The organism is Streptomyces sp. AC555_RSS877 (genome assembly GCF_019049245.1).
Classification (GTDB): domain Bacteria; phylum Actinomycetota; class Actinomycetes; order Streptomycetales; family Streptomycetaceae; genus Streptomyces.
Genome location: NZ_JAGMUK010000195.1, coordinates 43,790 through 56,359 on the forward strand (window position 1 = coordinate 43,790; position 12,570 = coordinate 56,359).

General features: G+C 69.9%; 13 protein-coding genes and 2 pseudogenes. 5 read left to right on the top strand and 10 right to left on the bottom strand.

Annotated features, from left to right (window positions below):
* Positions 1 to 6: 6 nt before the first annotated feature.
* The 3 genes from KUM49_RS41960 to KUM49_RS41970 all read right to left on the bottom strand — a co-directional run bounded on the left by KUM49_RS41960 (position 7) and on the right by KUM49_RS41970 (position 1,450).
* Entirely contained in the window at positions 7 to 444 is a 438-nt protein-coding gene (locus KUM49_RS41960; RefSeq protein ID WP_217242205.1) for a DUF350 domain-containing protein, read from the bottom strand.
* A gap of 101 nt (positions 445 to 545) precedes the next feature.
* On the bottom strand, positions 546 to 950 hold the full coding sequence (locus tag KUM49_RS41965) for a DUF4247 domain-containing protein (RefSeq protein WP_217242206.1): 405 nt from the start codon (positions 948 to 950) through the stop codon (positions 546 to 548).
* Positions 947 to 1,450 carry a DUF2617 family protein gene (locus KUM49_RS41970; protein WP_217242207.1) on the bottom strand — a complete coding sequence of 168 codons (504 nt, stop codon included), beginning with the start codon at positions 1,448 to 1,450 and terminating at the stop codon, positions 947 to 949. The genes KUM49_RS41965 and KUM49_RS41970 overlap by 4 nt, the downstream gene beginning before the upstream one ends.
* Positions 1,451 to 1,755: 305 nt before the next feature.
* On the opposite strand from KUM49_RS41970, the pseudogene KUM49_RS41975 reads away from it, so the two are divergent.
* The 3 genes and pseudogenes from KUM49_RS41975 (at position 1,756) to KUM49_RS49420 (ending at position 3,060) form a co-directional block, all read left to right on the top strand.
* Positions 1,756 to 2,042: pseudogene (locus KUM49_RS41975) on the top strand (helix-turn-helix transcriptional regulator).
* A gap of 133 nt (positions 2,043 to 2,175) precedes the next feature.
* Positions 2,176 to 2,508 (top strand): annotated as a pseudogene (locus KUM49_RS49415) (DUF6083 domain-containing protein); the annotation flags it as partial.
* Between the two features lie 144 nt (positions 2,509 to 2,652).
* Entirely contained in the window at positions 2,653 to 3,060 is a 408-nt protein-coding gene (locus KUM49_RS49420) for a hypothetical protein (RefSeq protein WP_254402623.1), read from the top strand.
* 837 nt (positions 3,061 to 3,897) lie between these two features.
* Here KUM49_RS49420 and KUM49_RS41985 read toward each other — a convergent pair.
* The 3 genes from KUM49_RS41985 to KUM49_RS41995 all read right to left on the bottom strand — a co-directional run bounded on the left by KUM49_RS41985 (position 3,898) and on the right by KUM49_RS41995 (position 4,942).
* Positions 3,898 to 4,455: a hypothetical protein gene (locus KUM49_RS41985; protein WP_217242209.1), complete on the bottom strand. Its 558-nt coding sequence runs from the start codon at positions 4,453 to 4,455 to the stop codon at positions 3,898 to 3,900.
* 2 nt (positions 4,456 to 4,457) lie between these two features.
* Positions 4,458 to 4,619, bottom strand: coding sequence for a hypothetical protein (locus KUM49_RS41990; RefSeq protein WP_217242210.1), 162 nt, complete (start codon positions 4,617 to 4,619; stop codon positions 4,458 to 4,460).
* A gap of 80 nt (positions 4,620 to 4,699) precedes the next feature.
* A complete protein-coding gene (locus KUM49_RS41995) occupies positions 4,700 to 4,942 on the bottom strand; it encodes a hypothetical protein (RefSeq protein ID WP_217242211.1) in 243 nt (80 codons plus the stop codon).
* Positions 4,943 to 5,463: 521 nt separating this feature from the next.
* Between KUM49_RS41995 and KUM49_RS42000 the strand changes: the two genes are divergently transcribed.
* A complete protein-coding gene (locus tag KUM49_RS42000; RefSeq protein ID WP_217242212.1) occupies positions 5,464 to 6,408 on the top strand; it encodes a superoxide dismutase in 945 nt (314 codons plus the stop codon).
* A gap of 68 nt (positions 6,409 to 6,476) precedes the next feature.
* On the opposite strand, the gene KUM49_RS42005 is transcribed toward KUM49_RS42000, so the two are convergent.
* Complete coding sequence (locus tag KUM49_RS42005; RefSeq protein ID WP_217242213.1) at positions 6,477 to 7,958, bottom strand: aldehyde dehydrogenase family protein; 1,482 nt, start codon at positions 7,956 to 7,958, stop codon at positions 6,477 to 6,479.
* Positions 7,959 to 8,178: 220 nt separating this feature from the next.
* Here KUM49_RS42005 and KUM49_RS42010 point away from each other — a divergent pair, with 220 nt between their 5' ends.
* The gene (locus KUM49_RS42010; protein WP_217242214.1) at positions 8,179 to 8,970 is read left to right on the top strand and encodes an IclR family transcriptional regulator C-terminal domain-containing protein; all 792 of its coding nucleotides are present in this window, start codon (positions 8,179 to 8,181) and stop codon (positions 8,968 to 8,970) included.
* Between the two features lie 56 nt (positions 8,971 to 9,026).
* Here the strand turns inward: KUM49_RS42010 and KUM49_RS42015 are convergent, their stop codons facing one another.
* The 3 genes from KUM49_RS42015 to KUM49_RS42025 form a co-directional block, all read right to left on the bottom strand.
* Positions 9,027 to 9,938, bottom strand: coding sequence for an SDR family NAD(P)-dependent oxidoreductase (locus KUM49_RS42015; protein ID WP_217242215.1), 912 nt, complete (start codon positions 9,936 to 9,938; stop codon positions 9,027 to 9,029).
* A 142-nt stretch (positions 9,939 to 10,080) separates the two neighbouring features.
* The gene (locus tag KUM49_RS42020; protein WP_217242237.1) at positions 10,081 to 10,767 is read right to left on the bottom strand and encodes a response regulator transcription factor; all 687 of its coding nucleotides are present in this window, start codon (positions 10,765 to 10,767) and stop codon (positions 10,081 to 10,083) included.
* Positions 10,716 to 12,371, bottom strand: coding sequence for an ATP-binding protein (locus tag KUM49_RS42025; protein WP_217242216.1), 1,656 nt, complete (start codon positions 12,369 to 12,371; stop codon positions 10,716 to 10,718). Before KUM49_RS42025 ends, KUM49_RS42020 begins: the two co-directional genes overlap by 52 nt.
* Between the last annotated feature and the right edge of the window lie 199 nt (positions 12,372 to 12,570).

The following is a 12,570-nucleotide window of genomic DNA, read 5'->3' on the forward strand; positions in this document are numbered from 1 at the left end:
GCGCCGCTACGAGATCGCCGCGCCGACCATGAACCCGGTGCCCAGGTACATGCCGGCCTGGACCCAGGCGGCGGGGTGCGGACGGCTGTCCTGGTCGTCGAGGACGACCGCGCCCATCTGGCCCGGCGTGACCACGCCGATCACGATGCCGACGATGGTCATCACCAGCACCCCGGCCAGGCCGTACAGCAGCGTGCTGATCAGGCCGTAGCCGAGGCCCTGCTCGGACTCGCTCGCCTCGATGGCCTTCATGATGACCAGGCCGACGGCGACGGACTGGCTGCCCAGCAGGACGGCCGCGCCGCGGTTCCGGTCGGTCCATACCACGTGGTACAGCTTGCCCGGCGTGACGAGGTCGAGGGCTATGAATCCGACGGCCATCACGACGAGGCCCACGACTCCGTAGAGCAGGGACTGGCCGGTCGACTCGAAGATCTCGGTCACTGCGTTGCCTTTCTTGGGGGCGGGGTCGGGGCGTGATCAGGTTGCTGTGCGGGCGGAGCGTGGGATGCCGGGGAGGGGGTGACCCGGCCGGTCACCGGGCGTTACTTGCCCTCGCCGGGGCCGCCGCCGCGGAAACTGTCGCTGTCCGGGTTCGGCCAGGAGGTGAGGTGCTGCTGGTGGCGGCGGTAGCCGTTGCGGTAGTCCTCGATCTCGATCAGGCTGCCGCTCCGGTGCGGCGAGACGGTGACCATGTCGTCGCCGTAGCGCAGGAACTCCATGCTGTCGCCGGAGGCACGATCCGCAGATGCGCGCTTGGAGTGGATCGACTGGGCGACCTCGCTCGGGGTGCTGTCGGGGTCGAGCCAGTCGCCCCCGGTCGCGGTGTACGTCTTCCTGATCCACTCGCGCGGGACCGCGTCGTTGTCCCCGTCGCTGGAGCAGGCGGTGAGCAGGGTCGCGGCCAGCACGGCCGCCACCGCTGTGCGGACGAGTCGGGCGCTGTTCATCGGGCCTCCAGCCGGCTGTACGTCGATACGATCTGGCCGTTCTGCGGATACGTGTGCCAGGTGCGCCAGACGAGCTCGGCGCCGTACGGTCCCTCGACCGTTTCGACGACCACCGCGGTGACCGCCTCCGGTGAACCGGGAAAGACTCCGCACAGGCTGTGCTCGGTGGTGGCCTGGTCGAGGACCTGCGCCACCTCGGCACTGAACTCTGCGGGAGTCAGTCGGCGGGTGGTGGCGCCGAAGGCATAGTTCCAGCCCGGCAGATGACGGGTGCAGGTCTCGGGCAGACCCCTCACCGCGCCTTGCAGACAGGCCACCGTCTCTCTCACGGGACCGGCCAACACCTGGTGCGAGGCCCCGAGCAGCCGCAGCCGCACATCCAGCCCGCCGAGCGACACCACACGTTCTGCCAGTGCAGGACGCTCCGTCAGGTCCAGCGAGAAGCAGAGTTGATCCGCATCCGTGTCCAAATAGGGCGCGTCCAGAGAAACGGCGTACACACGGCCCCCCGGTCGCTTCTTGCCATGATCGGCGCCCGAGTATGGCACATGCGTTCGTGGGGCCTGAGAGGTGGGGGAGGGATGTGGGTGAAGGGCCTCCCACCCCGCAGGGGTCAGTCCGCGCCCTCTACCGACGCCTGGGATGCGGATGCGAGGGATGAAGCGGGGCTGGCGACCACTACGCCGAGAGGGGGCGGCGGCACACGGTAGTGCGGACATCTGCCCTTCCGCTCTCGCTATCACCTACACAAATAGGGCAGAGGTCTGCACTGACAGGGCAGACCTCTGCACCGCCGAATGGTGGGATGACGATCTTGCCGCCCGATCCGGACTTCGACGCGCTACGCCTGGAGCTGGCGCGCCTGCGGGCGGCGCGAGAGTGGACGTGCGACGAGCTCGCCGCCCACACCAGCCTGGCCAGACGCACCTTATCGAGATCGAGCAGGGCCGCACCGTCGGCACCCTGAAGACCTGGCACGCCCTCGCTCACGCCCTGGACACCCCCTTGGACATGCTTCTCGGCAACCGGTGCCGCGGGCACGAGCCGCCCGGGAAGACCAGGACTGAGTTCCCCCCGCAGGGCCTTCGCTGATCACCCAAACCGGCGACGCGCGCTCGAACACGCGAGTGCTAACTCGTACGCCAGTTGCCACCAGTTGGGCTAGCCGAGGGACATGACAGTAGCGGCACGTCGGTTGCGGCGTGTTGGCTGGCAGGTTCGCCACATGCACTCCGCACCTCCGCCTCCGAGACGCCGCTGGGATGGCACCGACGTCCGGACGCAACGCTCCCTCCGCGTCACGCCCGACGGCGTCAGCCGGCTCCTGCGCTGCGGCCAGAACGACCGATGCCGTGACTGCGGCAACCGGATCGAGTGGTATCTCCGCGCTGACGGCCGGCCCATCCGCCTGCACCCGCGGGAGCTGCCGACGTCACGCGTTCCCGTCGCCTGCCGCCGGCACGTCAGCTCGGGCGTCGCGTACCCGTCGAACGACGGCACAGGCTGGTGCCGTCTGCCGCATGCCGTCGTGTGCCCCACCCGCGATGCCGGATCCGGGTCGCCCGAACTGGTACCGCTCCGCCGCGCTTTGGCCCTCAACACCCGCCGCTTGCTCGACGCCGGCACTTTCACCCCGTGGCCGACAGCCTCCTCCGACGCGGAGGATTCGGCCCCAGCCACCTGCCGCCCGAGCCGTCCCATCGTGCAGCTCCTGTACCTTCGCTACCTCGCCGCCCAGCCTGTCGACGAGATCCAGTGCGTGGCTCAGACCAGGCGGAGGCACCGCTGCGGCAATCTGCTGCTCACCCCGGACGCACCCGCCGGGACCTGGACCCTGATGCCGGCCACGAGGGCCTGCGGCCAACTCACCCTGCCTGCAGAGGTTATGGCCGCATACAACCTCTCCGGTCTGTCCTACGGAGAGCAGTTGCGCTGGCGGGCCCAGCGGTGTCAGCAGCACGGCGACGTGCCTACGGCCGGAGACATGGCGGTGGCGGACTGGGAGGTGTTCGACCCGCTCCTCCACCATGAGCACGTCCACAGCCGTCTGCCCACGCTGGTCCGGCGTGCCCGGCCCAGCAACGCCGATCGAACCACGGACGGGACGTGACACCCCACCACGCCGTCGAGATCACGCTGACTCGGCCGGCCACACCCCGCGAACTGCAGCGGGCTCGCCGTCGAGTTCCGCTGGCCACGAACGCAGACTTCACCCGGCTCCTGGTAGTTCAGCAGGCCAAGAGCCCTGGCCGGGCTCTCCATGTCCTCCGCCGCCTGCTGGACGCGCAGTTGCCCATCGACGTCATGACCACCCACTACCCGGACCGGCTCGGCCAGATCCTGCTCAACGTGGCCGTCAGCCACGCCATCCGCAGGATCATCCGGCACAACGCAGCAGCTCTGGGACAGACACCCCAGGATTTTCTGAGCCAACATCGTGGGCGGTCAGCCGCTCGGTGTGCCCGGCACCAGGGACGACCTCTCCCAGGCGCTCCACGATCGTTGCTATAGGCCTGGTCCGCGGCGAGGCTGTCGGGCTTTGTGGGCGGTCTGCCCGGCCCGACTCGGATTTCCTCCAGCACAGGCTCGAACTGAGTGCAGTCCGCCCGCTGCCCCGGCGTGACGACCCGGGGGACAGCGGGCGGCAGCGGCCGTCCGCGCTCAGGTGCAGCTTGCTGGCGAACCCGCCGCGAGAGCGGCCCAGGCCCTCACCTCCAGCACCACCTCCACCATGCGGGCGAGCAGGCTCTGCCTTGCCCGAACATGGGCTGGCAAGCGCACGGTAGTCGACGGAGGCCGTATCACCCGGGCGGAGGCCGACTTCAGCGACGCGGCCATGACGGTCGCTCGGATTCTCCGCTGGAGGTGTGAAAATGCCCGCTCTCTTGTACTCCGAGCTAGCTGGCGGTGTGATGTTCGAGCAATGGCGCTGGCGCTGGCGCGGTCGTCAGCTGGAGTCGGTGAGGACGTCGGACACGGCACCGGGGCGTCCGGGCCTCAGGAGCTTCTCGAAGATGGTCAGCACCAGTTCGTCGATCTCGTCCAAGGCACAGTGGTCGTCGCGGCTGACGTGGCCGTCCTGGGGGCGGAAGCCGTGTTTGACGAACGACGCGATCCGAATGCCGTCCCGCATCGCGTCGGCGCCCTGTCCCCCGGTGTGAAGGAACGCGTAGCGCCGGCCGTAGACAAGGGCACGACCGGCTTTCTCCCGACGGCGACCGTTGGTGGTGCCGTTGCTGACGAAGGCCTGCTGGTCGTGCGGACGCAGCGTGATCTGGGAGGGTTCACGAGCAGGCAGAGACGGCCCGTTCGTCTCGAAGGCTCGGCTCATGACCGCGTTCTGCCGCTTGGCGAACCAGCCCGTGAAGTGCTGCACGGGCTCCGTGGCGACGTACGCCCGAACTCGGCCGGCGGGGTCGACCACGTTGACGCCGGTGCGGGCCTCATCGGCCTCGATGCGCCAACCGCCGCGGGTGGGCCGACGCCACAGGGGGATGTCCGTCATGGTCACAGCCTCTCAGACGGCCGGACACGCCGGGTGTGCCGCAGCCGCTCCTCGAGGACCTGGCGGCGCCCACGCCCACGGCGGTACAGCAGCCCGCAGTTGTCCGCGGCCTGCTCGGCAGCCTCTTCCGCCCTGCGGGCCGCGACGCCGAAGACACGCCTCATACGCGGTGTCGGCCTCCGCTACCGCCTTCCGACCGGCTCAGTGCGCACAGCGCCGCGTCACGCCGCTCATCCCGTATCCACTACGACACCTGCGGCGCGGTGAACGCGATCAGGGCCGGGCCGGCGTCCGGACCGCAGGCCCGCTCGCACGCCGACGCCAACAGAGCCCGGGTGTCCGCCTCGCAGTGCCGGGTGAGCTCGGCGACCACGGCCGCGTCCGACGAGTCCGCCCGCACGGCGACGGCCAGGTCGACGGCCTCGCGCAACGCGGGTTCTCCGTGGGTGGGGGGCTTTTCGGTGTGCGCCGGCCGGCTCTGGGCCATCAGCCTGACCGGAACGTCAGGGCTTGCAGCAGTGCTTGCCGGAGGCGTCGGCGGGATCGGCGGCGCCGCTTTTGGCAGAAGCTCGCGGGTTCCTGCTACCCAGGGAGGCGGAAGCCGTTGAAGAGGTCGCCCATGCCGCGCAGGGCCAGGCGGTCGGGGGTGGCACGACCGTGAGGTCGCGGGCCGTCACCGCGAGCGGGTTACTGAGGGCGCCCAGGCGCCCTATCCGGCGGGCGCGGACGCGGACGGCGTCGGTGCGGTCGCGGCGGGCAGCGGTGTACGCGGCGAGGGCGGCCGGGACGGAGTCGGTGCTGCGCGACGTTCGGCCTTGCCAGGTCGGCCTGCTGTCGAGTGGCTCGCCTCAACGGTCCGCGCTCGTGCTGCCCCGGCGGCTTTCCGTCCGATGGACCGAAGAGAGTCAGGACATTCGTCGCTGGACCCAAATACTTGAACTATCAAGAATTTACCCAGGCGCCCAGCCGAACCGGCGGCCCGTCTTGGTTTCAGTGGAAGGACGATCCATGACAAGTTCTCTCGCACGCAGGCAGATTCTCGGCGCGGGCATCGCGCTGGGGGCGACGGCACTGATCAGTGGTACGGCACAGGCTGCCCCGGGCACCGCCAGATCCTGGCCCAAGGAGTTCTCGCTGCCCAACGGCTGGGGGCCGGAGGGAGTCGCGATCGGTTCCGCGCCGTACGCGTACTTCGGATCGATCGCCACCGGCGGCGTGTACCGAGTGAACCTCACGAATGGCAAGGGCAAGGTGGTCCACCGCGGCCTGGGACGCATGACGGTCGGGCTGAAGGCTGACTCCTGGGGGCGGCTGTTCCTGGCGGGCGGCAGCAGTGGTGAACTGCGGGTCGTCGACGCCCACAGTGGTGCGCTGCTCGCCAACCACGTCGTCGCCGGAGAGAACAGTTTCGTCAACGATGTCCTGCTCACCCGCGACGCCGCCTGGTTCACCGAGTCGTTCAGCGCACAGCTCTTCAAGCTGCCGCTGGGCAGGAAGGGCCGCATCGACGCCCCGGAGAGCCTCGCGTTGAGCGGTGACTGGGTGCAGTCCGGTTTCACGTCCAACGGCATCTCGCTCACCCCCGACGGCAGCGCCCTGCTCGTCACCAACGCGGCCGCGGACGGCGGTTCGCTGATGCGCGTCAACCCCCGCACCGGCGTGGCCCGCAAGGTGGACCTGGGTGACACCACACTGCCCAGCGGCGACGGGCTGGTGCTGGTCGGCCGCACCCTCTACGTTGTCCAGCCCAACCCCAACCAGGTGGACGTGATCCGGCTCAACCGGTCGGGTACGCGGGGCACCGCGGTCGGGGTGATCAGGGATGACCGCTTCGACCTGCCCACTACGGCCGCCGCCTACCAGGGTCGGCTGTACCTTCCCAACTCCCGCTTCACCACCCCGGACCGGGATGAGAACACCCCTTACAACGCGGTGTCCGTGCCGCTGGTGTGACGTACGGCCGGAAAAGGGCTGGACCCCGCCCGCTCGAAGCGGGCGGGGTCCAGCCGTACGTGCCGTTTCTATCCGTGCGTCGTGATGGTGTGCGCTTCGGTGAAGGAGAGCAGACCCTCGGGGCCCATCTCGCGTCCGATACCGCTCTGCCGGAAGCCGCCGAACGGAGCCCGGTCGTCGCACGCAACGGCGTTGGCGTGGTTGATCCAGGTGGTGCCGGTACGCAGTCGTTCCGCGAGGGCTGCCGCACGGGCGGCATCGGCGCTCCAGACCGAGGAGCACAGTCCCGACCAGTCGTTGTTGACATGGTGCAGTACGGAGTCGACGTCGTCGAAGGGGAGGATCGGCAGGGCGGGGCCGAACTGTTCCTCGGTGACGATCCGCAGGCCGGGGTCCGGGTCGAGGACGAGGGTGGGACGCAGGAAGTGGCCCTTGGACGTGGCCGCGCCGGGGGCCAGGGTGCCCAGTTCGCGCACCTCGGCTCCGGCTCCGGCCGCCTGGGCGAGCATGGCGGCCACCTTGTCGCGCTGGGCGGCGCTGTTGAGGGGGCCCATGGTCGAGGCAGGATCGTCTCCTGGCCCCACACGCTGGGTGTCGAGGGCGGAGGAGAGCGCGTCGACGAGTTCGTCGTAGCGGGAGCGGTGGACGTACACCCGCTTGACGGCCATGCAGACCTGGCCGCTCGTCAGGAATGCTCCCTGGAGCAGTCGCCCGATGTGCTCCTGGTCGAGGGCGGCGTCGTCGAGGACGATCGCGGGGTCGTTGCCGCCGAGTTCGAGCGTCACCGAAGCGAGGTTCTGTGCGGCGGCGGCCATGATGTGCTTGCCGGCGGCCGTGCTGCCGGTGAAGACGATCTTCCGTACGCGAGGGTCGGTGAGCAGCGGGGCGACCGCTTCGTTGCTGCCCGTCACGACGTTCAGCACCCCGGCCGGGAGCCCTGCGGCGAACAGCTCCAGCGTGCGCACCATGGCCAGCGGCACGGTGGGCGGGGGCTTGACCACGGCTGTGTTCCCGGCGAGCAGCGCGTACGGCAGGCTCGCGCCGAGGATGGCGATCGGCCAGTTGAACGGCACGATGACGGTGACCACGCCCATGGGGAGGCGGTGAATGTGCGAGGTCAGCGGCGGGCCGTCGAGGCGCCGTACCTGGTCGAGGGAGTCGGCGAGGTCGATCGCCGCACGGGTGCGTGCGACGAAGACGCCCATCTCTATCTGGCTCTCGAAGGAGATCTTGCCGTTCTCGCGGGTCATCAGGGCCGCCCGCTCGGCCTCGCTTCCGTCGAGCAGGGTGAGCGCCTCACTGATGATCTCCGCTCGTCTGCGGGCGGGCATCGCGGCCCAGGCGGGGAACGCCGCGTCCGCGGCCGCGACCGCCGCGCGGGCCTGCTCGGGGGTCGCCGCGGCTGCGTGGCCGACGACCAGGTCGGGGGCCGCGGGGTTGTGTACGGCGGTCCACTCCTCGGTCTCGACGGTCTTGCCGTCGATGAGCAGTCCGGTCCGGACGGGCGCCGCCCCGGTCCCCGCCGATGCTGAATGGATTCTTTCGGCCATGCGACTCTCCAGGAAAGATCAAGAAGCGCGGAAAGGAAGGACTGCGACGTCTAGCGGACAACCATCCGTATGGCGGACAATTTGAGGTCAGGGTCACTGCGGACGCTTGGCAGTGTCAACCCCTCGGCTGCGGAAGCCTCACAGACACCGCTGTCCGCATCACGGACACGCGTTAGGCTGACCGGTCAGAGATCCACCCCCACCGCAGCCGAGGAGTCACGTGCCACGCCAGGGAGCAGGACCGGATTTCATCGAGGCGCTGGCCCGGGGGCTGGAGGTCATCGCCGCATTCCGGCCGGGGCAGCCGCGGATGTCGCTGGCTCAAGTCGCCGGCGCCACCGGGCTCGCCAGGCCGACCGCCCGCAGGATTCTGCTGACTCTGGAGGAACTCGGCTATGTCCGCTCGAGCGAAACAGGGTTCGCGCTGACCCCCAGGGTGCTCGAACTCGGGGTCGCCTACGTACGCTCCATGGGCCTGTGGGATATCGCGCGGCCCCACATGGAGCGGCTGGTGGAGCGGACGGACGAGTCGTGTTCCGTGGCTCAGCTGGATGGATCGGACATCATCTACGTCTCCCGGGTGGCCGTCCCGAAGCTGGTGACGTTGTCGGTGCAGATCGGGACGCGGTTCCCGGCACTGCAGACCTCTCTGGGAAAGGTACTGCTGGCGGCACTGACGGCCGATGAGCTGGAAAAGGTGCTCGACGAACCCTCGCGCTCGGGGCTGACGCCGTGCTGGCATCCCGACCCCGGCGAACGCGACGCGGTCCTGCGCGAGGTGCGGGCTCGTGGGTGGGCGCTGACGGACCAGCAGCTGGCGCCCGGCATTCGGTCGGTCGCGGCCCCGTTGCGTGACGGCTCCGGCCAGGTCATCGCGGCGCTCAACGTCAACTGCCACGCGGCCGAGACATCGGTCGAGCGGCTTGTCGAGGAGCATCTGCCGCTGCTGTTGCAGACGGCGGGAGACATCAGCGCGGATTTCGCCCGCGTCGCCGCCGTGCCGCAGACCTGAGCGGCCACTGCCCCCGGTACGGACCTGAGGGCCGTAAGAGAGGGGCCTCGTGCGCGTCACGCCTCCTCAAAGGCTTCCAGTTCGAGGGGTGTGGGCCTGAAGTCCTGGAGCCGGTCCGCATAGGCGCCGGAGAACAGTTCTGCGACCGATCCGGCGGTCCAGCCGCCGGGCCGGAACCGCTCCTCGACCTCACCGGGGTGCGTCCACAGGGCGATCCGGTCGCCTCCCGCGGCGACGGCCTGTCCGGTGACGTGGGCCGACTCCTTCGACGCCAGATACACGATCACCGGGGCGACGTCGTCCGGCGATCCCAGACCCTGCCGCCGCACGGCGTCGGGAACGGGCTCCCCCGCGTCGACCTTCCCCACAAGGTCACCGACCCGGGGCATGGTCGCCACCATGCGGGTCAGCGCGGTCGGCACGATGGCGTTGACGGTGACATCGATCTTCGCGAGCTCGACCGCCCAGGTGCGCGTCATCGCGACGATCGCGCCCTTGGATGCCGAGTACGCGGTCTGGCCGAAGCTGGCGCGCTGCCCAGCCGGTGATCCCACCAGGATGAGCCGGCCGCCCTCGCCCTGTTCGCGGAAGCGGGCCGCCGCCGCGCGGCCGCAGGTGAACGTACCGCGCAGATGGCTGGTGACCACGAGGTCGAAGTCGTCGTCGGTGGTGTTGCGCAGGGTCCTGTCGCGCAGCGCGCCGGCGTTGGTGATCATCACGTCGAGCCGGCCGAACTCGTCGACCGCGCGCCGCACCAGCGCGTCGGCGAACTCGGCGCTGCCGACCACCCCGACATGGGCCACGGCCGTTCCGCCAGCGGCTGTGATCAGGTCGACCGTCTCCGTGGCCACGTCGGCGTCCAGGTCGTTCACCACGACGGCGGCACCCGCCGCCGCCATGGCCCGGGCGTAGGCACGTCCCAGGCCTCGGCCCGCGCCTGTGACAATGGCGGCTTTGCCGTCGAGCATGCTGTCCTCCAGAACTGGGGCGGTAGAGCGACTCCCCTGAGCGTAGGAACGCCTGGGCCCGTGAGGATCCCGCTGATGACGGCACCTGCGGCCGACCTGTGTCCCGGCCCGTCCGGGACATCCGTCGCGGTCGGCAGGGCGGTCAGCCCTTCGGGGACACCAGTCCTTGCCGCACCGCGAGCAACGCGGCCTGGGTCCGGGAGGTGAGCCGGAGTTTGCGCAGGACGTTGCTCACGTGGGTGCGGGCGGTGCGCTCGCTGATCACCAACTCGTCGGCGATCTGCTGGTTCGACCGTCCTTCGGCGACCAGGACAAGGACGTCGCGTTCCCGACTGGTGAGCGAGGCGAGCCCGGTAGGCGGCGAAACGATCTCCTGGGTGAGTCCCCTGGCCACCGCGGGGTCGAGGAAGACCTCGCCCCGGGCGGCCGCGCGGATCGCGGCGACCACTTCGCCCGCTTCGGCGTCCTTGAGCAGGTAGCCGGCGGCTCCCTGGGCGAGTGCCGCGTGGACACGTTCCATCTCTCCGAAGCTGGTGAGCACCACGAGTCGGAGACCGGGGTGGCGCTGCTTGATCGCTCCGATCGCGGTCACCCCGTCCATCTTGGGCATGAGCAGGTCAATCAGGACCACGTCTGGCAGTTCCCGGTGGGCGGCCATCGCGTCGAGCCGGGTGAGTGCCTCCTGGCCGTCGGCGGCCTCCGCGGCGACTTCCATGTCGTCCAGGACCTCGAGGTAGGCGCGGATTCCGCGGCGTACGACGGCGTGGTCGTCGACGATCAGGACCCGGACCGGGCGGGGTTCTCCGCTTCTGGGAGCGAAACCGCCGATGGGATGCTCCGTGCTCCCTCCGAGTCCGGGGGCGACTCCGGCACTCGTACCGGTAGGGGTATCACGACCCGTACGGTCGTGCCGCTCCTCTCGTCGGATCTGATCCTCATGGTGCCGCCCCATCGCTCTGTCCTTTCCCGCATGGTCGTCAGGCCGTAGCCGTGGTGTCCGGTGGCACCGGTCGCCTCGCCGTCCTCGTTCTCCGGTGCGGCCCGTCGCCCGCCGGATTCCGCGATTCCGCGTCCGTCGTCGCGGATGGCGGCGGTCAGTGTGTGGTCGTGTACGGCGAGGCGGATGGTGACGGTGGTGGCTTCCGCGTGCTTGACCACGTTGTGGATGGCTTCCGCGACGATCCGGTACATGTCCTCGGCCAGTTCCGGTTCGACCGTGTCCACTTGTGGTCCGAACTCCAGCCGGATGCTGAGGCCCGTCCGGTTCTCGGTGCTTTCGACAAGCGTGGTCACCGCGTCCTCAAGGCCGAGCCGGAGGGAGGAGGAGGCTGGACGCAGTTCGTGCACCATGGCCCGGAGGTCGGCGAGGACGGTTCGCGAGAGAGTCCCGACTTCGTCCGCGAAGGCGCGGACCGCTTCCGCCGGCACCGCTTCGCCCCGCGCGCCCAGCACCCCGGCGGCGTTGGCCTGCATACCGATGGAGAACACCTGCTGGACGATCGAGTCGTGCAGGTCGCGGGCGAGGCGCTGACGCTCGTTGCGGCGGGCACCCTCGCGCTCACGCTGGAGCAGCGTGGCGTAGTCGACGGCGAGGGCAGCGTGTTCCGCCATGGCGGCGAGGAACTCCAGTGTCCGGCTACCGATCTCCTGCCCGGGGGCGAAGTAGGCGTTCAGTACCCCTTCGGGACGACCGCGCGCCATCAACGGCACGCTGACGAAGGAGTCCCAGTTCAGCTCGCCGAGATAGCCGTGCAGCGGTTCCCAGGCCGGGTCCTCGCGGATCTGGGCCCACCGGTGCGGGACGACGATCGGCTTGCGTTCCTTCAGGGCGTCCAGCATGGACAGCCGGGCGCCCCGGTCACGGCACTCCAGCAGACGGTCGAGGAACCCGTCCCAGTGGCGCAGCCCCGCGGAGCCCATCAGCCGCAGCTCCCGGCCGGTGCTGTCGAGGGTGAGGATCTGCACGCCGGCCAGGCCGTCCGCCTGGACGATCTGCTGGGCCACGGCGTCCAGGGTCGAGCCGAGCGAACCCTCCGAGGCCAGTGCGATCGACGTCCGGGCGATCGCCGCGATCCTGCGCTGCCGGTGCCATTCGTCGGTGACGTCGCGGAACGACACCACCGTGAACTTCGGGTCGGCCGGCAGACTGCGGGCCCGGTAGGCGAACTCACGCCGGGGTCCGCAGGCGGGCTCCCAGTGGGCCACCTGCTCGTCCGACCGGACCTCCAGCAGCCCCGCCCGGCACTCGGCGGCTCCCTCCACCAGGGTGAACGGGGACGGCGCCCCGAGCAGGTCGCCCTCCGTGTCCGCCTGGAGCAGCGCGGCCGCCGCCGGGTTCAGCCGTACGAACCGGCCCACGCAGTCCAGAACGGCGAGGCCGTCCGGCGCCGCGGCGGCGATGTCGTCCCACCCCACGAGCGGCGACGCGGACATGACCGATCTCCTCAACATCGACGAAGAACCCGCCCCCGCAGACCTGCTGTGCGATGCGGACGTGCTCGAAAACCGCGGGTGCCTCGTACGCGTCGGCCGGCTGAGAGACGAAGGCGACTCGCGCCCGGCCACAGCATCGTAGCCCGGCGTGTTCGAGGTGGTCCTACGTCATTCGACCTGTTCATCGGCAGGTCGAAGC